The sequence below is a fragment of the Microbacterium salsuginis genome, assembly GCF_012524205.1.
In the GTDB taxonomy this organism is placed as follows: Bacteria; Actinomycetota; Actinomycetes; order Actinomycetales; family Microbacteriaceae; genus Microbacterium; species Microbacterium salsuginis.
The window spans coordinates 688,893-712,541 of the sequence record NZ_JABACI010000001.1; the positions used below are offsets into that span (position 1 = coordinate 688,893).

The 23,649-nt window shown below is 71.0% G+C and carries 24 protein-coding genes; 11 read left to right on the plus strand and 13 right to left on the minus strand.

Annotated elements, in window-relative coordinates; translation table 11 throughout:
* Nucleotides 1-72: 72 nt before the first annotated feature.
* From HF576_RS03410 to HF576_RS03435, 6 genes are read left to right on the plus strand one after another with little or no spacing between them, the layout of a single operon-like run.
* Entirely contained in the window at nucleotides 73-1,212 is a 1,140-nt protein-coding gene (locus HF576_RS03410) for a ThiF family adenylyltransferase (RefSeq protein WP_168911353.1), read from the plus strand.
* Complete coding sequence (locus HF576_RS03415; RefSeq protein ID WP_168911354.1) at nucleotides 1,209-2,453, plus strand: molybdenum cofactor synthesis domain-containing protein; 1,245 nt, start codon at nucleotides 1,209-1,211, stop codon at nucleotides 2,451-2,453. The genes HF576_RS03410 and HF576_RS03415 overlap by 4 nt, the downstream gene beginning before the upstream one ends.
* Entirely contained in the window at nucleotides 2,450-3,004 is a 555-nt protein-coding gene (gene moaC, locus HF576_RS03420; RefSeq protein WP_240948626.1) for a cyclic pyranopterin monophosphate synthase MoaC, read from the plus strand. The genes HF576_RS03415 and moaC overlap by 4 nt, the downstream gene beginning before the upstream one ends.
* Nucleotides 3,004-3,681 (plus strand): molybdenum cofactor guanylyltransferase, encoded by a 678-nt coding sequence (gene mobA, locus HF576_RS03425; protein ID WP_168911355.1) that lies wholly within the window; start codon nucleotides 3,004-3,006, stop codon nucleotides 3,679-3,681. Before moaC ends, mobA begins: the two co-directional genes overlap by 1 nt.
* On the plus strand, nucleotides 3,678-3,947 hold the full coding sequence (locus HF576_RS03430) for a DUF6457 domain-containing protein (protein ID WP_168911356.1): 270 nt from the start codon (nucleotides 3,678-3,680) through the stop codon (nucleotides 3,945-3,947). Before mobA ends, HF576_RS03430 begins: the two co-directional genes overlap by 4 nt.
* Entirely contained in the window at nucleotides 3,947-4,180 is a 234-nt protein-coding gene (locus tag HF576_RS03435; RefSeq protein ID WP_168911357.1) for a MoaD/ThiS family protein, read from the plus strand. The genes HF576_RS03430 and HF576_RS03435 overlap by 1 nt, the downstream gene beginning before the upstream one ends.
* Nucleotides 4,181-4,372: 192 nt before the next feature.
* Here the strand turns inward: HF576_RS03435 and HF576_RS03440 are convergent, their stop codons facing one another.
* The 7 genes from HF576_RS03440 to HF576_RS03470 form a co-directional block, all read right to left on the minus strand.
* On the minus strand, nucleotides 4,373-4,801 hold the full coding sequence (locus tag HF576_RS03440) for a molybdenum cofactor biosynthesis protein MoaE (RefSeq protein ID WP_168911358.1): 429 nt from the start codon (nucleotides 4,799-4,801) through the stop codon (nucleotides 4,373-4,375).
* Complete coding sequence (locus HF576_RS03445; protein WP_168912051.1) at nucleotides 4,801-5,277, minus strand: MogA/MoaB family molybdenum cofactor biosynthesis protein; 477 nt, start codon at nucleotides 5,275-5,277, stop codon at nucleotides 4,801-4,803. The genes HF576_RS03440 and HF576_RS03445 overlap by 1 nt, the downstream gene beginning before the upstream one ends.
* Nucleotides 5,278-5,326: 49 nt before the next feature.
* Nucleotides 5,327-7,840, minus strand: a complete 2,514-nt coding sequence (locus tag HF576_RS03450; RefSeq protein WP_168911359.1) for an FdhF/YdeP family oxidoreductase — start codon at nucleotides 7,838-7,840, stop codon at nucleotides 5,327-5,329.
* 102 nt (nucleotides 7,841-7,942) lie between these two features.
* Nucleotides 7,943-8,449 carry a signal peptidase I gene (gene lepB / locus HF576_RS03455; RefSeq protein ID WP_240948718.1) on the minus strand — a complete coding sequence of 169 codons (507 nt, stop codon included), beginning with the start codon at nucleotides 8,447-8,449 and terminating at the stop codon, nucleotides 7,943-7,945.
* Between the two features lie 5 nt (nucleotides 8,450-8,454).
* Entirely contained in the window at nucleotides 8,455-9,141 is a 687-nt protein-coding gene (locus HF576_RS03460) for a DUF305 domain-containing protein (RefSeq protein ID WP_168911361.1), read from the minus strand.
* Nucleotides 9,142-9,217: 76 nt separating this feature from the next.
* A complete protein-coding gene (locus HF576_RS03465) occupies nucleotides 9,218-11,104 on the minus strand; it encodes a copper amine oxidase (protein WP_168911362.1) in 1,887 nt (628 codons plus the stop codon).
* A 17-nt stretch (nucleotides 11,105-11,121) separates the two neighbouring features.
* Complete coding sequence (locus tag HF576_RS03470) at nucleotides 11,122-11,967, minus strand: hypothetical protein (RefSeq protein WP_168911363.1); 846 nt, start codon at nucleotides 11,965-11,967, stop codon at nucleotides 11,122-11,124.
* Nucleotides 11,968-12,208: 241 nt separating this feature from the next.
* Here HF576_RS03470 and HF576_RS03475 point away from each other — a divergent pair, with 241 nt between their 5' ends.
* Nucleotides 12,209-13,648 (plus strand): amino acid permease, encoded by a 1,440-nt coding sequence (locus HF576_RS03475; protein ID WP_168911364.1) that lies wholly within the window; start codon nucleotides 12,209-12,211, stop codon nucleotides 13,646-13,648.
* Nucleotides 13,645-14,409 carry a helix-turn-helix domain-containing protein gene (locus HF576_RS03480; protein WP_168911365.1) on the plus strand — a complete coding sequence of 255 codons (765 nt, stop codon included), beginning with the start codon at nucleotides 13,645-13,647 and terminating at the stop codon, nucleotides 14,407-14,409. Before HF576_RS03475 ends, HF576_RS03480 begins: the two co-directional genes overlap by 4 nt.
* A gap of 71 nt (nucleotides 14,410-14,480) precedes the next feature.
* Here HF576_RS03480 and HF576_RS03485 read toward each other — a convergent pair whose 3' ends face one another.
* Genes HF576_RS03485 through HF576_RS03495 form a run of 3 tightly spaced genes read right to left on the minus strand, consistent with a single transcriptional unit; the run spans nucleotide 14,481 to nucleotide 17,977 of the window.
* Complete coding sequence (locus HF576_RS03485) at nucleotides 14,481-15,137, minus strand: DUF305 domain-containing protein (RefSeq protein ID WP_168911366.1); 657 nt, start codon at nucleotides 15,135-15,137, stop codon at nucleotides 14,481-14,483.
* Nucleotides 15,138-15,174: 37 nt separating this feature from the next.
* Nucleotides 15,175-17,307: a helicase HerA-like domain-containing protein gene (locus tag HF576_RS03490; protein WP_168911367.1), complete on the minus strand. Its 2,133-nt coding sequence runs from the start codon at nucleotides 17,305-17,307 to the stop codon at nucleotides 15,175-15,177.
* 4 nt (nucleotides 17,308-17,311) lie between these two features.
* Nucleotides 17,312-17,977, minus strand: coding sequence for a phosphatase PAP2 family protein (locus HF576_RS03495; RefSeq protein ID WP_168911368.1), 666 nt, complete (start codon nucleotides 17,975-17,977; stop codon nucleotides 17,312-17,314).
* 213 nt (nucleotides 17,978-18,190) lie between these two features.
* Here HF576_RS03495 and HF576_RS03500 point away from each other — a divergent pair, with 213 nt between their 5' ends.
* Complete coding sequence (locus tag HF576_RS03500) at nucleotides 18,191-18,691, plus strand: nitroreductase family deazaflavin-dependent oxidoreductase (RefSeq protein WP_168911369.1); 501 nt, start codon at nucleotides 18,191-18,193, stop codon at nucleotides 18,689-18,691.
* 1 nt (nucleotide 18,692) lies between these two features.
* On the opposite strand, the gene HF576_RS03505 is transcribed toward HF576_RS03500, so the two are convergent.
* The gene (locus HF576_RS03505) at nucleotides 18,693-20,045 is read right to left on the minus strand and encodes a multidrug effflux MFS transporter (protein ID WP_205834664.1); all 1,353 of its coding nucleotides are present in this window, start codon (nucleotides 20,043-20,045) and stop codon (nucleotides 18,693-18,695) included.
* A 183-nt stretch (nucleotides 20,046-20,228) separates the two neighbouring features.
* Between HF576_RS03505 and HF576_RS03510 the strand changes: the two genes are divergently transcribed.
* Both HF576_RS03510 and HF576_RS03515 read left to right on the plus strand, forming a co-directional pair.
* Nucleotides 20,229-20,930 carry a thioredoxin-like domain-containing protein gene (locus HF576_RS03510; RefSeq protein WP_168911370.1) on the plus strand — a complete coding sequence of 234 codons (702 nt, stop codon included), beginning with the start codon at nucleotides 20,229-20,231 and terminating at the stop codon, nucleotides 20,928-20,930.
* Between the two features lie 4 nt (nucleotides 20,931-20,934).
* Nucleotides 20,935-21,612: a DUF305 domain-containing protein gene (locus HF576_RS03515; protein ID WP_168911371.1), complete on the plus strand. Its 678-nt coding sequence runs from the start codon at nucleotides 20,935-20,937 to the stop codon at nucleotides 21,610-21,612.
* Nucleotides 21,613-21,615: 3 nt separating this feature from the next.
* Here the strand turns inward: HF576_RS03515 and HF576_RS03520 are convergent, their stop codons facing one another.
* Both HF576_RS03520 and HF576_RS03525 read right to left on the minus strand, forming a co-directional pair.
* A complete protein-coding gene (locus tag HF576_RS03520; protein ID WP_168911372.1) occupies nucleotides 21,616-22,596 on the minus strand; it encodes a carbohydrate ABC transporter permease in 981 nt (326 codons plus the stop codon).
* A complete protein-coding gene (locus HF576_RS03525) occupies nucleotides 22,593-23,561 on the minus strand; it encodes a carbohydrate ABC transporter permease (protein ID WP_168911373.1) in 969 nt (322 codons plus the stop codon). The genes HF576_RS03520 and HF576_RS03525 overlap by 4 nt, the downstream gene beginning before the upstream one ends.
* Between the last annotated feature and the right edge of the window lie 88 nt (nucleotides 23,562-23,649).

The window sequence follows — 23,649 nt, forward strand, 5'->3', positions numbered from 1 at the left end:
CAGCCCCGCCTGCAGCCGGGCACGGCTTCACCGCTCGGCCCGGCTCCCCCGCGCCCGGCGTAGCCTGTGGGCATGGCATTTCCCCCGCTTGTGGAGCCGGTCGCCGAGCTGGCGGACGCCGAGCGCACCCGCACCGCACGCCACCGTGCGCTGGCCGGCTTCGGCGAGTCCGCTCAGCGCCGGCTTGCCGCCTCCCACGTCGCGGTGGTCGGCGCCGGCGGCCTCGGATCGCCGGCGGTGCTGGCGCTCGCCGCCGCAGGGGTGGGCACCATCACGGTGATCGACGACGACGTGGTCGAGGCATCCAACCTCCAGCGCCAGGTCATGCATCGCGTGTCGGACGTCGGTGCTCCCAAGGTCGCCTCTGCGGTGCGCGTCGCGGGCGAGCTGTCGCCGACGACCGTCGTCCAGGCGGTGGCCTCGCGGATCACGCCGGAGTCGGCGTCGTCGCTGCTCGCCGGCGCGCACGTCGTGATCGACGGCACCGACACCTTCGAGACGCGCGCCGTCGTCGCTGCGGCGTGCGAGCGGCTCGGCGTGCCCCTCGTGTGGGGGGTCGTGCAGGAGTTCCACGCACAGGCGACCGTGTTCTGGTCCGCACCGCCGGCCGGTGTGGCGCCGATCGTCCTCGCCGACCTGTATCCCCCCGATGACGTCGGCGAGGTCCCGTCGTGTGCACAGGTCGGCGTGCTCGGCTCGCTGTGCCTGCAGGTCGGAGCGCTGCTCGCGACCGAGGCGATCAAGCTCCTCACCGGCGTGGGCGAGCCGCTGCTGGGGCGCGTGCTCGTGATCGACGCGCTGCGCGGTCGTACCGACGAGGTGCCGTTGCGGGCGGCGGGAGCGGCGTCCGGCGCACGCACACGCGACCACGCGGCGTCGGGACCGACGGATGCGGCGCCTGAGACGATCCTGCACGTCGACGTCGTCCAGGCGCGGGCCGCACAGGCCGCAGGCGCGATCTTCGTCGACGTGCGCGAACCGTTCGAGACCGGCCTCGGCGTGATCCCCGGGTCGGTGCTGGTGCCGCTGGGCGACCTGCTCGCCGATCCGTCGCGGGCGGGTGCCGGACCGGTGGTGGTCGTCTGTCAGGTCGGTGCGCGGGCCAAGCGCGCCGCGCGGGCTCTGCGCGCGGCCGGGGTCGAGGCATCCGTCCTCGCCGGCGGCATGGATGCCTGGAGCCGTGCGGGCGAAGCCGCAGTGGTGCCCGCGTGAGCGGCTTGCGCACCGTCGAGGAGCACCTCGACGGTGTTCTGGCCGCGACCCCGGCCCTCCCCTCAGAGACGGTGCCGCTCGACCGAGCCCATGGCCGCACGCTGCACCAGCCGGTGCGGGCAGCGGTCGACATCCCGGTGTTCGACAACTCGGCGATGGACGGCTTCGCGGTGCGGTTCGCGGATGTTGCGGATGCCTCGCCGTCGGCGCCCGTGTCGCTGAGGGTCGTCGCGGATCTGCCCGCCGGCACCGACGCCGATCCGGCCCTCGGCGCGACGGAGGCCGCACGCATCATGACGGGATCGCCGGTGCCGGCCGACGCCGACGCGATCGTGCCCTTCGAAGACACCGCAGGCGGGCTGGCCGATTCCCTCGGCACGATCCGCGTGCTGGCAGCACCCCGCCGGGCAGGCGCCCATATCCGGCGCGCAGGCGAGGACACCCGGCGCGGCGACGAGGTGCTGCCGGCGGGGATGCTGCTCGGGCCGCTCCAGATCGCCGCAGCGGCAGCGTGCGGAGTCGCGGACGTCGTCGTCGCGGCGCAGCCTCGCGTGGCCGTCATCTCGACCGGCAGCGAGCTCGTCGAGCCCGGCGCTCCGCTGCGCCGCGGGCAGATACCCGAATCGAACAGTCACCTGCTGGCGGGTCTCGTCGCCGAGGCGGGGGCCGTCGTGGTGCGGCGGGCGAGCGTGCGCGACGAGGGCGGCGGCCTCGAACAGGTGCTGGCGCAGGTGACGGATGCCGCCGGCCCGGATCGCGCCGACGTCGTGGTGTTCTCGGGCGGGGTCAGCGCCGGTGCGTACGAGGTGGTCAAGACGACCCTCGCCGAGTCGATGGCCTTCTCGAAGATCGCGATGCAGCCGGGCAAGCCTCAGGGGTTCGGCCGGCTGCCGGCCGGTGCCCTGCTCTTCGGTCTGCCCGGCAACCCGGTGAGCGCGGCCGTCTCGTTCGAGGCGTTCGTGCGGCCGGCTCTCTTGCGCATGCAGGGCCGGACTGTCCTGCACCGCCCGATCATCGCGATTCGGGCCGGTGCGGCCTGGCGCACGCCCCCGGCGCGTCGCCAGTACCTTCCCGTCACGATCGATCGAACCGATCCCCGTGGATGGCGGGCGCTTCCGGCGACCTCCGGAGGATCGCACCTCGCGGGCGGACTCGGCAGGGCGGAGGCGTACGCCGTCATCCCGGCCGACGTCGAAGCGGTGTCCGAGGGCGACGTCGTCGATGTCATGCTGATCTCATGAGCACGGCACCATCCCACGGATTCACGCATCTCGACGAGGCCGGGCACGCCCGCATGGTCGACGTGACGCACAAGCAGCCGACGGTCCGCTCGGCCACCGCGCGGGGCTTCGTCCGCTGCGCTCCGCACGTCGTGGCGGCCCTCCGCGACGGCTCGGTGCCGAAGGGCGATGTGCTGGCCGTCGCACGCATCTCGGGCATCCAGGCGGCCAAGCGCACGCCGGACCTGCTCCCCCTCGCCCACGTCATCGGCGTCCACGGCGCCGCGGTCGACCTCGCCATCGACGACGACGGCGTCGCGATCGAGGCCACCGTGCGCACGGCGGACCGCACCGGCGTCGAGATGGAGGCACTGACCGCTGTGACGGTCGCGGCCCTCGCGGTCATCGACATGGTGAAAGCCCTCGACAAGGGGACGTCGATCGAGAGCGTGCGGATCGTCGCGAAGACCGGCGGCAAGAGCGGCGACTGGGGCCCCGCGGCCGGAGGCTCGGCACGACGCGACAGCGGCGAGCCGAGCAGCCGTGGGGAGCTGCGTCCCGACGAGGCGTGATGGCAGGCCCGCGCGTGCCCGTGGTGCCCGGCGGCCTGGGCGCGATCCTGCTCGCCGGCGGTCGTGCCACGCGCGTCGACGGCGCGACCAAGCCGCTGTTCGAGATCGGCGGACGCACGCTGCTGCGCACCGCCGTGGAGGCGGCGACGGATGCAGGAGCCCGACCGATCACGGTGGCTGCGCCGGTGCTCGACGACAGCCTGGACGTCACATGGGTCCGCGAGGACCCGCCGTTCACCGGACCGGCCGCGGGGATCGTCGCAGCACTGGAGTCGTGGGCGGACGCCGATCCCGAGTGGACACTTGTGCTCGCATGCGACCTCCCCCGCGCCGACGCGGCGGTGCGGCGGCTGGTCGACGACATCGTGCTCCTCCCCGCCGACGCCGACGGGGTGTGCCTCGGCGACGTGTCGAGCACTCCACAGTGGCTGACCGGCGTCTATCGCACGCGCGCGCTGCGGGCGGCAGCATCCGCTCTCCCTGATCACGGACGAGATGCAGCGGTGCGTGCACTCGTCGACGACCTCGCGATCACGGTGGTCACCATGGCCGACGACCTGACCCGCGACGTCGACACGTGGGAGGATCTGGAACAGGCGCGATCCGCCGCGCCGCCGTACAGCGCAACACGCGATACCGGACAGACAGCCGACCGCAGAGCTGAGGAGCCGTCATGAGCGAGCAGTCCCGTACCCTTCCGCCCGAAGCCCTCGACGCGTGGGCCGCCGCGCTGCGCGAGCGCTTCGGCCTCGCCGACGACGACGTGCCGGTCGCCGCGGTGCTGGATCTCACGCGCGACGTCGCGAACGGCGTCGCCCGTCCCGCTGCGCCGCTGGGCGCCTTCGTCGCCGGTCTCGTCGCCGGACGTGCGGGCACCGATCCGGCCGAGATCCGCGCCGCCCTGGACGCCGTCGCCGAGGCGGCGGCCGGGTGGGAGCAGTAGTGGCCGTCGTCCGCTACTTCGCGGCCGCGCAGGACGCCACCGGCCGTGACACCGAACGGCGTGCCGAATCGACCCTGGGCGACCTGCGGCGCGCCGTGTCGGACGCGTATCCCGAGCTCGGCGGCATCCTGCCGCGTTGCGCGGTGCTCGTGGCCGGCGCGCGCGTCGACGACGCCACGCCCCTGGCCGACGACGATCTGGTTGACGTGCTTCCGCCGTTCGCCGGCGGCTGACCCGGGAACGCGGCGTCGGTCAGCGCCGAGGCGACCACAACATCGGATCCGCACCTGCGGACCACCACGGCGACACGCCGGTGACGGATGCCTCACGCCCGCGTGTCGCGACTCCCATCCGCACCTGCGGATCCGATTCTGTGCGCGCGGCGCCGCGCAGACAGGTGCCGAGCGGCCGGGCGCCGGGCGGACTCAGCCGCCGAGGCCGAGCCACGTGGCGGTGCCGTCGGCCTCGACCTGCCGCTTCCACACCGGCAGCTCGGTCTTGATCGTCTCGATGATCGCGCGGCACACGTCGAAGGCCTCGCCGCGGTGCGCGGCGGCCACCGCGATCACGACGGCGGCATCGCCGACATCGAGGCGCCCGATCCGGTGCGACACGGCGACCACTGCCCCCGAGGACCCCACGGCGCTCTCGGCGATGCGCTGCAGGGCGGCCTCGGCGTCGGGATGGGCGGAGTACTCGAGTGCGACCACGGCGGTGGCGGCATCCGGATCGTGATCGCGCACGCGGCCGACGAACGTGGTGACGGCGCCCGCTGTCGTGTCGTCGACGGCCCGCAGATGCGCGTCGAGGTCGAGCGGCTCGGCGCTGATCGCGGCGACGCGGACGGCCGCCATCAGTGATCGCCCCCGCCGAGCTGATCGAGCACGTGTCGGGCGACGGACAGGATCACCGGCATCCCGGATGCCACGGCGCCCGGCGAGCCAGGAAGATTCACCACGAGCACGCCGTGCGGGTCGACGACGCCGACACGTCCCCGGGTCAGCATGCCCGCGGGCTTCTCGGCGGCACCGCGACGACGCAGCTCCTCGGCGATGCCCGGGACCTCACGCGTGATGACACGGGCCGTGCCCTCTGGCGTCTGATCGCGGAGAGAGACGCCCGTGCCGCCGGTGGTGACGAGGAGCTTGACGCCCGCGACGATCTCGGCGGTCAGGGCACGTTCGACGTTGTCGGCGCCGTCCGGCACGACCACGGCATCCGCGCAGTCGAACCCTGCCTCGCGCAGCGCCGCGACGGCGATCGGGCCGCTCGCATCCTCGCGCTCGCCCGCGGCGGAGCGGTCCGAGACGGTCAGGACGGCGGCACGCATGGTCACCGCACCAGCCTAAGACCGACCGGTACGGGGTGGCACGCGGCAGTCAGCGCCGATGCTCGAGCCTCACCATGACCGACTTCGAGGTCGGCGTGCCCGAGACGTCGGCCACCGAGTCCAGCGGCACGAGCACGTTCGTCTCCGGGTAGTACGCCGCAGCGTTGCCCCGCGGCGTCCGGTAGGCGACGATGCGGAACTCCTCAGCCCGGCGGTACTCGATCGTGCCGTCGGCGCGCGTCCACTCCGAGATGAGGTCGACGATCTCGTCCTCGACGAATCCGAGGGCGGTGATGTCCTTGGCGTTCACCAGCACGACGCGACGCCCGTTGTGGATGCCGCGATAACGGTCGTCCTTGCCGTAGATGGTGGTGTTGTACTGGTCGTGCGAGCGCAGGGTCTGCAGCAGCAGGCGTCCCTTCGGGATCACCGGGTACTCCAGCGGGTTGACCGTGAACCGCGCCTTGCCGTCGGCGGTGGCGAAACGCCGGGCATCCCGCGGACCGTTCGGCAGGAAGAACGTGCGCCCCTTCTGGATGCGCTCGTCGTAGTCCTCGAATCCGGGGATCACCCGCGCGATGTGGCCGCGGATGAGCGCGTAGTCGGCTTCGAGCTCGGCCCAATCGGCGTGCGGGATGTTGGACGGATGCCGCGACCCGGCCGAGGCCAGCGCGTCCACGCTCTCGACGGCGCCGTGCTCGGGCAGACCGCGGTCGGCGCCTTCGGTCGTCGAGCGCCTCTCGTCGCGGTCGCTGGCGTCCCCTTGCTCAGCAACCGGTGCGCGAGACGCGACGCCCGGAGACTGGTCAGCGCGATTCGGCTCGCCCGTTCCTCGCTCGCTCAACGACCGGGAATCGAACACGAGCCCGCACAGCCGGGCGATGATCGCGACCTCGCTGAGCAGATCCTCCGCGGGAGGCGCCAGCCGGCCGCGCGAGGCGTGCACCGCGCCCATCGAGTCCTCGACGGTCACGCGCTGCTCGCGACCGCCACGGCGGTCGCGGTCGGTGCGGCCCAGCGTGGGGAGGATCAGGGCCCGTCGACCCGTCACCACGTGCGAGCGGTTGAGCTTGGTCGACACCTGCACGGTGAGTCCGACGCGGGCCATGCCGGCCTCGACGACGGCGGTGTCGGGCGTCGCCGAGACGAAGTTGCCGCCCATCCCCATGAAGAAGCGGACGCCGCCGTCGCGCATCGCGCGGATCGCCTGCACGGTGTCGAAGCCGTGCTCGCGCGGTGCGGCGAAAGCGAACTCGGCGTCGAGCGCGTCCAGGAATGCTGTCGACGGCTTCTCGTAGATGCCGACGGTGCGGTCGCCCTGGACGTTCGAGTGCCCGCGCACGGGGCAGACGCCGGCGCCCGACCGGCCGATGTTGCCCTGCAGCAGCAGCACGTTCACGACATCGCGCAGCGTCGCCACCGAGTGCTTGTGCTGCGTGAGTCCCATGGCCCAGCACACGATCGTCGCCTTCGAGGTGCGCACCGCCTCGCCGACCCGGCGCAGCGCCTTCTCGGGAAGGCCGGTGGCGACGACGAAGTCGCGCCACGGAGCATCCGTCATCGCCTTCCGATAGGCGTCGAAGCCGCTGGTGTGCTCGGCGATGAAGTCGTGATCGAGCACACCGCCGTCGGCGGCCTCGGCCTCGAGCAGGTGCTTGCCGATCGCCTGGAACAGCGCCTGGTCGCCGCCGAGACGGATCTGGACGAACCCGTCGGCCAGCTTGGTGCCGCCGAACGCGACACCGCGGATGGTCTGCGGGTTCTCGAACCGCATGAGCCCGGCCTCGGGCAGCGGGTTGACCGCGATGATCGTGGCGCCGCGCTGCTTGGCCTTCTCGAGCGCCGACAGCATGCGCGGATGGTTGGTCCCCGGGTTCTGGCCCGCCACGATCAGCAGGTCGGCCTCGTGGACGTCCTCGATCGAGACGGTGCCCTTGCCGATGCCGATCGTCTCGGTCAGGGCGGATCCGCTGGATTCATGGCACATGTTCGAGCAGTCGGGCAGGTTGTTGGTCCCGAGGCCGCGCACGAGCAGCTGGTACAGGAAGGCGGCCTCGTTCGAGGTGCGACCGGACGTGTAGAACACGGCCTCGTTCGGGTCGTCGAGCGTCTTCAGCTCGTCGGCGATCGTCCGCAGCGCGTCGTCCCACGAGATCGGGCGGTAGTGCGTCGCACCCTCCTCGAGGATCATCGGATGCGTCAGCCGGCCCTGCTGCCCCAGCCACCAGTCGTCGTGCCCGCGGAGCTCGTCGATCGAGTGCTCCGCGAAGAACTCCGGCCCGACGCGCCGCAGCGTCGCCTCCTCGGCGACCGCCTTCGCGCCGTTCTCGCAGAACTCCGCGATATGCCGCTTGTCCTCCTCCGGCCACGCGCAGCCGGGGCAGTCGAAGCCGTCCTTCTGGTTCACCCGCAGCAGCGTCTGAACCGAGCGCGCGATGCCCATCTGCTCCTGCGAGATCTGCAGGGCGTGGAGCACGGCGGGCACGCCGACCGCGACCTTCTTGGGTCGGGTGGAGCGCACTCGGCTCTCGTCGATATCGGCTTTCGGGGGCTTCGTCGCCATGGTCCCAGGCTAAGCCTCCGCCGCGAGGGGTGGCTCCGCGATTCTCAGTGGGTGGAAGTCAGGCTGTCGTGAACGGATGCCGGGGCACCGGCATCCGGCGCGTCAGCCGCCCCACCACGCGCGCACGGTGCCGCGCACGTCGGCGCGGGCTACGGCTCCGCGTCCGGGGTGCGAGACCGAGAGGCGCGAGTCCGCGGACTCGGCGCGATTGTCGCCCATGACCCAGACGGTCTCGTCCGGAACCTCGACGCGGAACGGGATGTCGCCGCCCGGACGCGTGCCACCGGCGTAGGCCTCGTCGACGGGATCGCCGTTGACGAGCAGACGTCCCGTGCCGGCTTCGCAGCAGACCACGACGTCTCCGGCCACGCCGACGACGCGCTTGACGAGCACCGCGTCTTCGTGACCCGACCAGCCCTCGCGGTCGGCGAACAGCACGATGTCGCCCCGCTGCGGCGTGCTCCACCGGTCGAAGACGACGACGTCGCCGCCGTGGAGCGTCGGGCTCATCGACTCGTTGCGGACGGTCGCGGTGCCCAGCGCCGCCACGGTCAGCGCCGCCGCCACGACGGGCGCGACGACGGCCAGAACCAGGCGCGCCGCCGACATGCGCCTCACGGCATGCCCTCGAGCAGACCGGTCATCGCCGCGATCTCTCGCGCCTGCTCGACGAGGACGTGCTTGCCCGACGTACGCACGAACGCGTTGGACGCCTCGGTCACGGCGCGGGTCGCCATGTCGAGGGCGCCCTCGTGGTGGACGATCATCAGCTCGAGGAAGAGGCGCTCGGCGCCGACGGACTCCGCCGCATCGAGCGCGGCGAGCTGCTCGGGCGTGGCCATGCCTCGCATGCCGGAGTGCGCGTGGTCGCCGCATCCGGACGGGACGGCACCGGATGCCGGTGCATGGTCGCCGTGCCCGCCCTCGCTGACGCCGCCCGCGGGGATCGCCTGCCGCCATGCGTCCTGCCAGGCCCGCATCGTCTGGATCTCGGCGGACTGGTCGGCGACGATGAACTCCGCCAGGGCCCGGGTGCGCTCGCTGACGTCATTCGCGTCCAGCACCAGGGCGCTCAGCTCGAGCGCCTGCTCGTGGTGCGGGATCATGCCCTCGATGTAGCAGTGGTCCTCGACAGTGGGATAGGCGGCGGTCGCGGCATCCGTCACCGCCGGATCGACATTCGCCGCCGCGACCGGGGCCGAGGCGGGCGGCGAGGTGAGCCCCAGCGTCACGACGCCGGCTCCCAGGAGTCCGATCGATGCGGCGAGCACCACCCCGATGCCGGCGACGCGACTGCGCATGCGGGTGTCCTTTCGATGGAACGGCGAAGGGATGCCGCGGGGCGGCGCGTCCTCGACGCACCGCCCCGCGGTCGGATCAGGCGAGCACCTTGACGTCCCGGCGCCGCAGCTTCCACGCCGTGGCGGCGAGTCCCGCGCCGGCGACCAGGAGCACGAGGCCCGACAGCGCCCAGCGGTTCGCGTCGGTGCCCGTGCTGGCGAGCGCCCCGAGGATCGCCGACGGCGAGGCCGACGCCACCGTGAAGGTGCCTTCGGCGACGAGCGACGACGTCTGCCCGGTCAGCACGAGCGTGTGCTCGCCGGCCGGGGTGCTCGAGGGCACGATGAACTGCGCGGTCACCGTCCCCTCGTCGTCGGCGACGAACGTGCCGACGTCGACCGGGTCGGAGTGCAGCACGGCGCTGACGGTCTCACCGGGTGTGAAGCCGCCCGCGGTCGCGGTCTGCGTCGCGCCCGGCGCGACCTCGGCGCTGCCGAACGTCACCGGCGCGGCCGTCGGCGTCTCTCCGCCGTTCCCGTTGCCGTTTCCGTTCCCGTTGCCGTTTCCGTTCCCGTTGCCGTTCCCGTTCCCGTTTCCGGGCGTCGTGGTCGGCGTCGGCGTGGGCTCGGCGGTCGGCTCCGTGGTCGGAGTCGGGGTCGCGGTCGGCGATGCCGTCGGGGTGGGCGTGATGTTCGGGTTGGGCACCCCGCGCATGTCGCCGTTGACCCATTTGCGGCCCTCGGGGATGTTCGGGGCCTGGGCGGCGAAGTCACGCGGGTACAGCGTGAATCCCTGCCAGTGGATCGGCATCGGGCTCTGGTCCTCATCGCGGTTGATGTGATGGAACCCGACGTTGACCCACGCCACCGGGTCTTCGAGCGTCTCGCCGTCGGCGATGTAGTCCGTCACCATCTGCCCCGCCTTGGACGGGATCAGGTTGTGGCTCGCGTGAACCTCATCCGACTTGGCCGACGTGAACGCGATGTCGTAGTCGGTCTCGGGGTTGAGGTTGTACGCCTGGTCACGCGGCACGATGATCTCGTACGAGCGGGCGTGCCCGTCCGCGTTGAGGCTCTCGGGGTTCACGACCCGGTACGCCTCGCGGTTCGCTCCGACGGTCTTGGTCTCGTTCGTGACCTGCGAGATCTGCGTCTCGAGGATCGCGGTGTGGCCGGTGTCACCCGTGGTGCCGTACTCCCCCGTCGGTGTCGTCGCGAACTTCTCGACCAGCTGGTTCTCACCCGCGTCGATGCCGAAGTCCACACGCCAGAACGCCGAGTGGTAGTGGTTGACCGCGAAGTCCTCCTGACCCGGCGCGAGCGGCCAGCCCTGGTTGACGACGTTGACGTAGTCGTTCGGCGACAGGTCGCCGGTCGCACCCAGGCGCACCGAGATCTCGCCGTCGTCGTGGAAGCGGTACTCGGTCTGGTACTCGTACCAGCCGATGCGCGACACGGTGTGCAGCACCAGGTCGGTGCCCTGCGCCGCGTACAGCGCATCGCGCGCGATGTTCGAGCGGTAGGCGAGACCGGAGTCCTCCTCGCCGATGCAGATCGCCGGGATCTCACCGCGCGTCGCGTCGACCCATGAGGTCCGCACCTCGCCGACGGGGCAGTCGACCGCTTCGATGGCCTGCAGGCGACGTCCACCGACCTGATACGTCGTGACGTCGTTGTACTCCGTGGCTCCGGTGTCGTACGGCACGTTCAGCTGCGCGAGCGCGATGGAGTCGAGCACGAGCATCGGCGCTTCATCGTCGCGCGGCTGATACGCGACCTTGTCGAGCACGAGGCCGCGATACGAGTCGATGCGCCAGCACATCTGCCAGCCCGAGCCGGATTCGAGCGTCTCGGACACGAGCGAGTCGCCCGAGCAGGATGCCTCGGTGATCGTCTGGGCGGATGCCGCGGTGGGAGCGGACAGGACCACCAGGCCCCCCGCGAGCAGGGCGACCGCGGTGGCCGCGCTGAGTGTTCGCTTCATTCGGTTTCTCTCTCTGGTCATGAGACGGTCAGGACGGTACGGGTGGACAGGTTGACGACGAACGTGCTGGTGGTGAGGAAAGCGCCGCCGTCGATCTGGGCCAGCAGCTGCACGCAGCGGTCGACGCCGCACGACTCTGCGCCGAAGGAGCCGGCATCGGTGATGAACGAGTGAGCGGTGAGGAGGACCTCGGCGGATGCCGGGGTCAGGGCGGAACCGCCGGTCAGGGCTGCGAACTCATCGACGATCGGCTGGGAGGACTCGGAATCCAGGAGCAGCTCCCACGCCCGCGCGGTCTCGGCGTCGGTCGGGGCGGGCTGGGTGCCCGACGCCCTGTCGACCGCTTCGACGGCACCCGTCGTGACGTTCACGATCATGCTGACGGTCTCGTTGGTGCCGTAGTCGTAGTAGAGCGACAGCAGCCGGCGCTGCCCGTCGGCGTAGGCCTGCGGGTCGGCGACGTCGGTCGAGAGGAACTGCAGCCCCGGCTCGCCGAAGAGGTCGACCCCGGCGGCGAATGCCGGGTCCTGAGCTCCGACGAAGCGGACGTACTCCACTTCGGCGCCCGACAGCTGGTCGTACGCGGCGGCGATCGCCGCCGGCTTCGCGACCTCTTCCGCCTTCTCGGGTGCGCCTTCGTCGGTGCTGTCGGCCGCGATCGGCGTGGACTCGGGCGCCTCGGGCGAGGAGGTCGCCTGCACCGCCGTCTGGGTGGCGAAGACGAGAGCGACCGCCGCTGCGCCGGCAGCGACGGCCGATCCGATGCCGAGCGTGCGCGGCGTGATGAGTCGCCGGAACTTCGAGGGGCGCCGGCCCGACGAGGGTGGCGAGTCCCCCTCGGGAGAGAGCTGTGTGTCAGTCACAGGATTCCTTTCGATGGCCAGGACGCGGCTCGCGCTCACGTCGGGGCCGATTCTTCGCGGTCGCCGTTTCGCCGCGGTGTGCGCACGCGAACGCGGAACGAAATCCCGGTGAGACAGTGCCGCCGCACCCCGCCGATCCGATCTCACGCCTCGTCACGCGCTCGAAACACGGGCGCCGGTCGCCCGCAACGCGCGGCGGATAGCCTCGCGGCAGCAAGGCCGACCGGCTCGAGGAGGACGCGTGAGCGCACTCGCGGATGCGATCAGGCAGGGACGGACGAGGACGGACCTCGGCCCGAGCTCGCCGTTCGCCGGCCTGCGACGCCGGCATGCCCGCACCGTCGATGTCGTGGCCCAGTCCGTCGCCGCGACCGCGCCGGCCGGAGTGCTGCTCATCCACCCGGCGGCCGCCTACGCGCGCAGCGGATCCTTCGCGTTCCTCGATATCGCGATCACGATCACGCTGGTCGTCGGGGTCGCGCTCGTGATCGGCATGTTCGCGCGCCGCGTGGCGAGCACCGGGTCGCTCTACACCTTCGCGGTGCGCGGCCTCGGCACGCACGTCGGCCTCCTGACCGGCACGGCGCTCGGGATCGGCTACCTCGCCGTCGCGATGAACACCCTCAGCTCGGGAGCGAGCCGCGTCGCACAGCTGATGACGGGCAGCGGCGAGCCGCCCGCGTCGCTCATGTGCGCGCTCATGGTGGGTTTCGGCGCGGTCATCGCGTTCGTCGTCGCGCGGGGTCTGCGCATGTCGACGCGCATCCTGCTCGTCCTGGAGTCCGTGGCCGTGGTCACCGTGCTCGGCCTGTCGATCGCGGCCCTGAGCCTGACCCGGTGGGACTTCGGCCTGCTCGTTCCGCATCCCTCCGATTTCTCGCTCGAAGCGATCCTCACCGGTGTCGCCTTCGCCCTCATCGGCTTCGTGGGCTTCGAGAGCGGTGCGGCGCTGGGACCGGAGACGCGACGACCCTTCGCTGCGGTACCGCGCGCGATCCTCGTGAGCGTCGGCGCGACGGGCGTGGTCATGCTCGTCGGCACGGCGGCACAGCTGTCGATCGTCGCCGACCGGCCGGGCGCCGCATCACTGTCGGCGGTGACGGGCCTGGCCTCTCTCATCGACGCGATCGTCGCTGTCTCGTTCCTCGCGTGCGCCCTCGCGATGACGAACGCCGCCGCCCGCCTCGCGTTCGCGATGAGCCGCGAGGGACTGCTGCCGCCGGTCTTCGGACGCGCCTCGGAGCGCGGCGTGCCGGCGCTCGGCGGCATCCTCCTCGCGGCGCTCGTGACCCTCGTGCCGGTGGCCGTCGTCGCGCTGAGCGGCAGCCGGCAGGGCCTGCGCCTGGTCACCTCGCCGGCCTCGATCATCGGCTTCGTCCTCGCCTACGCCCTGGTGTGCGCCGCGGCGCCGGTGTTCCTCGCCCGCATCGGTGAGCTGACGCTGCGGACGGCCCTGCTGTGCACGCTGCCGCTCACAGGGCTCGCGGGGGTGCTCGGCTTCTACCTCGCCGCGACGCTGCGTGACAATCCCGCCGGTCTGCTGTGGGCGACCGGCGTCCTCGCAGCCTTCGTCGTCGCCGGGGCGGTGCGGCTCGCACGCCATCCCGCCGTCGCCGCGCGGATCGGCGTGCACGACTGGCCCGTGGACTCCGATTGCATCGACGGCCAGGTCCGCGGATGAGCGGGCCGGCCATCGAGCGCGACACGCGGCTTCCCGAGCAGGGGCGGCTGCCGGAGAGGGGCCTGGGCCTCGCGCTCGAGATCCTCGAGCAGGTGGCGCGGCACGACCACGGCACGACGGCAGCCGACATCGCACGCGCCGTGGGCGCACCGCGCGCCACCGTGTACCGCGTCGTCAATTCGCTCGTCCGCGACGAGTATCTGGTGCGGCGGGCCGATTTCTCCGGCTTCATGCTGGGCGCGCGCGTGCTCGACCTCGCCGCCGTGGTGGGCGCCCACGCACGCCCCGACTACGCGCCGATCGTGGACAAGCTGCGTGCCGAGACGGGTGAGGCGGTGCATCTGTTCGGCTTCCACCGCACCGGGCTGACGATCCTCGACGAGGACCCCGCCCAGCCGTTGGCCGATCGCGATCTGCTCCTCGCCGACCCCGCCCGGTCGGCGAGCGGGCACCTCTGGCTCCTCGCGCATCCGGAGCGTGACCTCCCCGGCGCCCCGCACTGGCGGGTGCACCCCTCCGCAGACGAACTCCAAGGGATCGAGGACGCGTTCGCGGTGCGCGGCTATACCGAGCAGGTCGCGACGCTCGCGCCGGACCGGGGCTGCCTGGCGGTCCCCATCCGCGACGAGCGATCCCGTCCGCTCGGCGCCGTGACCCTCTCCATCGCCCTCGTCCGGCTCTCGGTCGCCGCCCGCCATATCGGTGCGCTGCGGGAGGCCGCGGCGGCGCTCGCGCAGTCGGCTCCCCTCAGCCGGTGGTGACAGATGCCGCGGCTCCGGGCATCCGTGCCACGACGCATCCGATCGTGCGGTGGAGCTGCCGAGCGCTGCGCTCAGGGCAGTCCCACGAGCAGTTCGTCCAGCATCTCGGCGTCCTCCGACGCGCGCGCGAGGACACCTTCCGCCGATTCCCGCACATCCGGATGCGGGTCGCCATCGAGGATGAGTGACACGAGCGCGACCATGCCGGTGGTCTGCGCCTGAAGGATGCCGATGAACTCGCGCTCGGCGACGGGCGGGACCGCCTCGGCGAGCGCGAGCTGCCGGCTCCACGACGGCATCCCGGGCATCTGGGCGTGATCGGCACCGTGCCCCGCGCACGGCCCGTCGGCTGGCGGCTCGAGCGGCCGGGCATCGGCCCACGACACGTACCATTCGCGCAGGTGCTCGAGCTCGGCGGCATCCCGCTCCGCCGTCTCTGCAGCGAACGCCCGCGCCTCCGGGGCGACGCCGTCCTTCGCGAGAAGCGACTGCGCGAGCTCCGTCTCCTCGACGCGGTAGTAGATCATCGCCTCGACGTAGCAGTAGTCGTCGGCGGTCACCCGTGCGGTCGCCGTCGCTCCGCCGAGCGACTCGGCGCCGCCCGGCGTGGTGGGCTCGGATGCGGCCCGACCCGCGGCATCCGTCCCCGCCGCGATCGCGATCGCGACGGCCGCGCCGGCCGTCACGAGGGCGAGCGACAGCGCCACGACGGCGACGGCTCGGCGCACGCGAAGACCTCCGGGAACGGCCCACGGGCGAGTGGGTTCAGCGCTTGCCGGTGCCGAACATCCCGCGGATCACTCCGCCCAGTATCGTCTGGGTCGTCTTGGAGTTCAGAATCTGCTCGATCGGCGACTTCTCCGCCGCCCGTGAGCGGCTCGACGTGCGGGTGGTGCCCGAGGTCTTCTTGAGCAGGCGTTCGTACTCCTGCTGCGCCTTCTTCTCCGCGGCGGCGTTCGCCTTGTCGATCGCAGCCTGCTGCTTGGCGAGTTCGGCGTCGATCCTGGCCTTCTCGAGCGCCGCCTCCTCGGCCGCGGCCGCCTCGTCGGCCGCCTTCATCTTGGCCGTCAGGATCTCACGAGCCGATTCGCGGTCGATCGCGGTGCCGTACTTTGCCAGCAGCGGGGACGCCTTCACGGCGGCCTCGATCACGGGGTCGGGGGTCGGTGACATCAGGCCGAGCGGCGCACGCAGGCGCGTCCACGCGACGGGGGTCGGCGCGCCCTTCTCGCTCATCACGGTGACGATCGCCTCGCCCGTGCCGAGTTCCTGCAGAACGCGCTCCAGGTCGTAGCCGGACTTCGGATACGTGCCCACCGTCGCCTTCAGCGCCTTCGCGTCGTCGGGGGTGAACGCCCGCAGCGCGTGCTGCACCCGCGAGCCGAGCTGTGCCAGCACATCCGATGGGACGTCCTTGGGAGTCTGCGTCACGAAGAACACACCGACCCCCTTCGAGCGGATGAGCCGCACCGTCTGCACGATCGCGGCGAGGAAGTCCTTCGACGCGTCCTTGAACAGCAGGTGCGCCTCGTCGAAGAAGAACACCAGCTTGGGCTTGTCGGGATCGCCCACCTCGGGCAGCAGCTCGAACAGCTCGGCGAGCAGGTACATCAGGAACGTCGAGAACAGCGCGGGCTTGTCGATCACACCCGGCACCTCGAGCAGACTGATGACTCCGCGGCCGTCCGGCGCCGTGCGCAGGAAGTCGGTCACCTCGAACTCGGGCTCGCCGAAGAACACGTCGGCGCCCTGGTCGGCGAAGGTGATGAGCTCGCGCAGGATGACGCCTGCCGTCGCCGCCGACAGGCCGCCGAGGTCCTTCAGCTCGGCTTTGCCCTCGTCGCTCGTGAGATGGGTCAGCACCGCGCGCAGGTCGGACAGATCGACGAGCGCGAGGCCGTTGGCGTCGGCGTAGTGGAAGACCAGGCCCAGACTCGACTCCTGCGTGTCGTTGAGTCCGAGCACCTTGCTCAGCAGCAGCGGTCCGAATCCCGAGACGGTGGCCCGCACCGGCACGCCCTTGCCGATGCCGCCGAGAGCGAAGTACTCGGTGACCGAGGCCTCGGGCTTCCAGTCCTGCCCGATGCCCTGCGTGCGCGACAGCAGCTTCTCACTGGGCTCACCAGGAGTCGCCACTCCGGACAGGTCGCCCTTGATGTCGGCGGCGAACACCGGCACGCCCTTCGCGGCCAGCTGCTCGGCGAGACCCTGCAATGTGCGTGTCTTGCCCGTGCCCGTCGCGCCCGCGACGAGGCCGTGCCGGTTCATCATGCCCAGCGGGATGCGGATCTGCGCGGACGGGACGGGGTCGCCGTTGACGAGGGCGCCGAGGTCGAGGGTGGCAGATTCTGAGTCGAACGTGTACCCGTTGGTGATCTTCTGGATCTGCTCCTGGTTCAGTGGGCCGGGTTCGGTTTGAGAAGTGGTTGGTTGGGGAGTTTGTTGCTGCTTTGATTCGGGAGCAGCTTCTTCAGTAGCCGGAATGGTTGGTTGGGGAGATTGTTCCTGCGTTGCTTCGGGACCGGCGGGCGCTCCCGCGGGCCCTGATGTCGTGGGGGCCGGGGTTGGACCCCCTGCTTGCGCTTCAGAGGCGTCTGCGGGGGTCGAAGTGGTGGCGGGCGAGGGGGGCTGGGTGGGCTGGGGGGTGGCGGCGCGGGACTTGGCGGCGGCGGCCTCGGCGGCGGCGAGGGCGGCCTTGGCCTGGGCGGCCTTCAGCTGGGCCTCGGCCGCCTCGGCCTCGGCGCGCAGGCGGGCCAGTTCAGCCTCGGCGGCGGCGACAGCGCTGTCGGCGGCGGGGGCGACGGGATCGGACGATGCGGGCGACTCGGGCGCTGGGCCCACGCGCCCGGAGGCTCCGGGCGACGCGCCAGCGGCGGCTGGTGGGGGCGTGGGGATCATGCGCTCAGCCTAGCCACGGGCTCTTAGCCGGGGCATCCGTTCTCTCCCGCGCCATCGGCACGGCGAATGCCGCAGCCACCAGCAGGGCCGCTCCCGCCCCGATGAGGGCCCCGCCGAGGGTGTCGCTCAGCCAGTGCGCGTGCAGATACGTGCGGCTGAACGCCATCAGCACCACCCAGGCGGCCCCGACCACGGCGACCCAGATCCGAGGGAAGATCACCACCGCGGCCACCGCGAGCGTCGCGGCGTTGGCGACGTGACCCGAGGGATACGACCCGTAGTCCGACACGACGAGGATCTCTTCGGGGCGCACCCGGCCGAACAGGTGCTTGAGCACCTGCACCCCGCCGGCCGAGACGGCCTCCGCGGCGAGGAAGTACGCCGCCGCCCAGGGCCTTCGCAGCAGGACGAGCCCGATCGCGCCGCCGATCGGCACCACGAGCACGCCGAACCAGCCGCCCCCGACCCAGTTCATGACGCGCGAGAAGCCCAGCAGCGCCGGGTGGAACCACGCCGTCACCTGCGCGTTCCACGACACGTCGATGCCGAACGGCTGATCACCGCGCGCGAGGATCCACCATCCGAGCAGGCAGGCGAGCGCGGTCAGCGCGCCGCCGACCACCAGGAGCGCCGTAACGGTCCCCCCGATCCGCCGCTGCCCTTCCGTCATCGCCCCATTCTGCCTGTCCAGGCCCACAATCCGCTCCCGCCACCTCGGCCATCCGGTCCCCTCGACCTCGCTTCCTTCCCGTCCCACGTGCGAAAACACCAGTCCGTCACGGCGACACGCCGCGCCAGGGCCGCGCCAGCGGCGCGTCGCGGTCACCGACCCGTGTTTTCGCAGCAGTGCGGCCGGTCGAGACCATCTGTGATGATGAGTGCCATGACCTCCGTCGTCGATGTCGTGCGCGCCGCCATCGCGCCTCTCACGCGCACCCGGCTGTTCCGCCGCGTGCTCGGACCCGCGCTGCTCCCGCCGCTCGAGCGATTCGTCACGTGGGTCTCGCGCGGACGCGTGCAGGTGAGCGCGCTGCTCGTGCCCTCGCTCGTGCTCCACACCGTCGGGGCGCGATCCGGCGAACCGCGCGACGCCCCGCTCATGTACACGCCCGACGGTCAGGGACGCGCCATCGTGGCCGGCACGAACTTCGCCGGCGCCCGGCATCCCGCGTGGACCTCGAATCTCATCGCGAATCCGGATGCCGCGATCACGGTGCGCGGACGCCGCATGCCGGTGCGGGCCAGCCTCGTGCCCGATGACGAGCGCGATGCGGTGTGGGCGCGAATCGAGACGCAGTGGCCGGGCTACCGCAACTACGAGCGGTCATCCGGGCGGCAGGTGCGCCTGTTCCGGCTGCAGCCTGTGCGGGAGTCGCAGGCCTGAGTCACGGCGTGAGCCGCGCGACGGAACGCGGCCGGACGATGAGCCACAGCGCCAGCACGCCGATCACTGCGCACCCCACCATCACCGTGGCCATCGTGGTCGCCGTGATGCCGGCATCCCTCGCGATCCAGCCGACGAGCGGCGAGATGAGTCCCGCGACGCCGAAGTTCGTCGCGCCCACGACCGACTGGGCCGTGCCGGCAGCCTTGCCGTGCCGGTCGAGGGCGAGCACCTGCACGCACGGGAACGAGAACCCGCACGCCGTCATGAAGACGAACAGCGGCACGACCGTGCCCCACAGACCGAGGCCGAGCTGGTCGGCGAGGATGATGACGGATGCCGCGACCAGCAGCACCGCGGTCGACCAGGCGAGAACCCACTGGGGCCCGAACCGCGCCGCGAGGCGGGCCGCCGCCTGGACGCCGAGCACGACGCCCAGCGAGTTGACGGCGAACAGCACGCCGTACTGCTGCGGGTCGAAGGCGTAGGTCACCTGGAACAGGAACGGCGAGGCCGACAGATACGAGAACAGTCCCGAGAAGGTCATTCCGCCGATGATGAGCACGCCGATGAACACGCGGTCACTGAAGACGCTGCGGTAGCGCTGCCAGATGGTGGTCGCGCCCCTCTCGTGCCGGCGAGCCTTGGGCAGGGTCTCGGGCAGGAAGACGATCGCCGAGACGAGCATCACCGCCCCGTAGATCGCGAGCACGACGAAGATTCCGCGCCATGACACCACGAGCAGCAGGGCCGAGCCGACGAGCGGCGCCAGGACGGGCGCGACGCCCGAGACCAGCGCGAGGCGCGAGAGCATCACGACGAGCCGGCGTCCGCCGAACAGATCGCGCACGATCGCCGCGGCGACGACCCCGCCGGCCGCAGCGCCGGCGCCCATGAAGACGCGCGCGACCGAGAGCAGTTCGAGCGACGGCGCGAGGGCCGCCGCGACGCTCGCCACCACGTGGAGCGCCGTCACCACGAGAAGCGGCAGCCGCCGGCCGACCTTGTCGCTGAGCGGACCCACGATGAGCTGGCCGAGCGCGAAGCCGATCATCGTCCCGGTGAGCGTCAGCTGGATCGCGGCGGCCGTCGTCTGGAAGTCCTCCTCCAGCGCGGGGAACGCCGGCAGGTAGAGGTCGATCGTGAAGGGACCGAGGGCCGTGAGCGCTCCGAGCAGGATGATGTAGAGCACGCGGCGACGCGTCGAGATGGAGTCGCCGGGGTGGAGCACGATCGGCGCGGTGGCCGGGTTGCTCCCCAGGGTGCGGATGGCGCCGGTCGAGGTGGGCTGGCGGTCGACGATGGGTGCGCGGTCGTCGGGGCGCTGAACGGGAACGGAGGCGGTATCGAGCAACGTGTGTCGTTTCGAGAGAGGCGGCGGGTTCGAATCGATTCGAAGTTCGATGCTATCGCACTGTCGGTCGCCTCCCAGTCGGCATCGCATGCGCTCGCATAGGATGAGGGCAGTCCGTCTCCTGCCCGCGGACTGCCATGCCGGGCGCCCGAGCCCTTCGCCGATAGTGGAGATCACGCACACATGACCCCCGCCGACAAGCGCAACAGCGGCAACCCCGCGACCCAGGCTCAGATCAACCTGACGGTCAAGCAGCAGCGCGAGCAGAAGCGCCAGGAGAAGCTGGCCGAGTACCAGAGGCAGCTCGCCAAGCGCCGCCGCAGCAAGCTGGTGTGGTGGATCGTCGGCTCGACGGCCGCCATCGTGATCATCGGCCTCATCGTGGCATCCATCGTCTTCGCACCGCCGCCGCCCAAGGAGTACGAGGCAGGCAGCGACGGCGTCGAGATCGAGGGTGTCGAGACGTTCGAGAACACGACCGAGCACGTGGACGGCGAGGTCGACTACGAGCAGTCGCCGCCCGCCGGCGGCCCGCACAACGCGATGTGGCTCAACTGCGGCATCTACGACCAGCCCGTTCCCAACGAGAACGCCGTGCACTCCATGGAGCATGGCGCGATCTGGGTCACGTACGACGCCGACGCCCTGTCGGACGACGAGCTCTCGACGCTCAGGGCGGAACTGCCCTCGAGCTATGTCGTCCTCTCACCGTACGAGGGGCTCGACTCGCCCATCGTGCTGTCCGCCTGGAACCATCAGCTGAAGCTCGACTCCGCGGACGACGAGCGTGTCGGCCAGTTCTTCGAGGAGTACTGGCGCAGCCAGAACGTGCCCGAGCCGAACGCGTCCTGCAGCGGCGCGCTCGACGCCCCCGGCAAGCAGTAGCGGCGTGAGCGACGACGCGACGCCGGCGCAGCGTCCGCTGCGCTGGTGGGCGATCGCGCTCGTGCTCCTCGCGATCGGCGCGATCGCGTTCGCCGTCGGCCGGTTCTCGACCTTCGGCGCGCAGGGGGCGGCCGCCCCCGGCACCAGTTCGCCCGAGGCGGGGTTCGCGCGCGACATGCAGGTGCACCACTCGCAGGCCATCGAGATGGCGATGGAGATCTACCGGAAGACCGACGACGAGGAAGTGCGCGTCCTGGCGTACGACATCGCCACCGGCCAGTCCGGCCAGCGCGGCGAGATGTACGACTGGCTCGTGCAGTGGGGGCTCTCGCAAGCGGGCTCCGAACCGATGATGGCCTGGATGTCGGACTCCGACGCGGGCCACGCACATGGCGTGCCCGCCGGCGAGCCGATGACCGACGAAGAGGCGCGCGAAGCCATGGGCATGGCGTCGGACGACGAGCTCGACGCGCTCGAGGACGCGACAGGTCAGGAGGCGGACTGCTTGTTCCTCTCGCTGATGATCCGGCATCACGAGGGAGCGATCCCGATGGCCGAGGCGCTCATCGAGCTGGGCACCGACGCCCGCGCGCTCACCGTCGCCGAGAGCATCGCCGCCGGTCAGACCGCCGAGATCGACGCGATGCAGTCGATCCAGGCGCGGCTGGGCTGCGCGGGCTGAACGTCACCCCTTCGTACTGCCGGCCAGCAGGCCCCGTACGAAGTAGCGCTGCAACGAGAAGAACACGATCAGCGGCACGACCAGCGAGACGAACGCACCCGCCGTCAGGCGCTGCCAATCCTGTCCTCGCGATCCGACCATCTCGGCCAGCCGCTGCGTGAGCGGCGCCACGTCCTGCGTGCCGCCGGAGAAGATCAGCGCGACCAGCAGGTCGTTCCACACCCACAGGAACTGGAAGATCGCCACCGACGCGATCGCCGGCGTCGCCAGCGGGAGGATGATGCGCAGGAAGATCTGGGTGTGGCTGGCCCCGTCCACGCGCGCGGCCTCGATGACCTCGCCGGGGATCTCGGAGATGAAGTTGTGCAGCAGGAAGATCGTCAGCGGCAGCGCGAAGATCGTGTGCGCGATCCACAGCGGAAGGTAGTTCTGCACCGGGATGATGGGAATGATGTCGTGCAACCACTCCTGGCCCGGCCGCAGCCAGGTCGAGAAGGTCTGCAGCAACGGCACCAGCGCCATCTGGATGGGCACGATCTGCAGCGCGAAGATGAAGACGAACAGCCACCCCGAACCGCGGAACCGGATCCAGGCGAACGCGTAAGCGGCCATCGATGCGAAGACCAGCGGGAAGATCGTCGCCGGGATCGCGATCGCGAGCGAGTTGACGAAGTAGGCGCCCAGCTGCGGCGACGACTGCGACGGCGAGAGCAGCACGTCGCGGTAGTTGTCGAGCGTGAAGCCGGGGTTCTGGAAGATCGTCCACCAGCCGGTCGTCTGGATGAGCTCGGCCGGCCGGAACGACGAGATGAGGAGCCCGAACGTCGGGATCGTCCACAGCACCGCGATGATGAGCGCGGCGACGGTGGCCGTGCGGGACGTCAGGCGCTTCTTGGCCCGCCCGCCCTTCGTTCCGGCGATGGCCTCCTGGTAGGCATCCTGATCCTTGTCGACGGGCAGGTCGACGGGGGCCACGCTGCTCATCGGATCTCCCTCTGCTTGCGGAGCACGTTGACGTTGTAGATGACGATCGGCAGCACGAGGATGAACAGGATCACCGCGAGCGCCGATCCTCGGCCGATCTCACTCGCGCGGAAGGCCTGCACGTACATCTCGTTGGCCACGACGCTGGTGTTGAAGTTTCCGCCGGTCATGGTGCGGACGATGTCGAAGACCTTCAGCGTCGCGATCGAGATGGTAGTCAGCACCACGACCAGCGATCCGCGGATGCCGGGGACCGTGACGTTTCGGAACCGCTGCCAGGGATTCGTGCCGTCGAGCATGGCCGCTTCGATCTGCTCGGTCGGGATGCCCTTGATGGCGGCGCTGAGCACCACCATCGCGAATCCGGTCTGGATCCAGATCATCACGACGATGAGCAGCACGGTGTTGATCGGGTCGGACTGCATCCACTGGACCGGGTCTCCGCCGAACGCCACCACGAGGGCGTTGAGAAGGCCGATCTGCTCGCGCTCGCCCGAGCGGTATTCGTACACGAAGCGCCAGATGATGCCGGCGCCCACGAACGAGATCGCCATCGGCATGAAGACGAGCGCCTTGTAATAGCGCTCACCGCGGGACTTGTCGATCCAGACCGCGTATGCGAGGCCGAGTGCGGTGGAGAACGTCGGGACCAGCAGCACCCACACCACCGTGTTGATCAGCGTGCGGATCGCGGCCGGCTGGGTGAACATCCACACGAAGTTCGTCCAGCTGAAATTGCCCGATGAGTCGAGGAACGCCAGCCCCGTCGTGCGGATCGCCGGCCACACCAGCCCGATCGCGAGCAGGACGAGAGCGGGGAGCAGGAACCACAGCAGCTGCCAGTAGTCCCGGCCCTTCTTGGGTGAGCGACCCATCAGCAGGATGAGCACCCCCACGATCGCGGCGAACACCGCGAGGCCCATCACCACCTGGAGGATCTTGCCCAGCAGATCGCCGGTAGTCATCGATCGCCTCTCTTGCTTCGTCTTCGAAGGGAGCACGCGACGGCCGCCGGCCGCGCGAGGGGTGGGAGATGTCCGAGGCGGGAGCGTC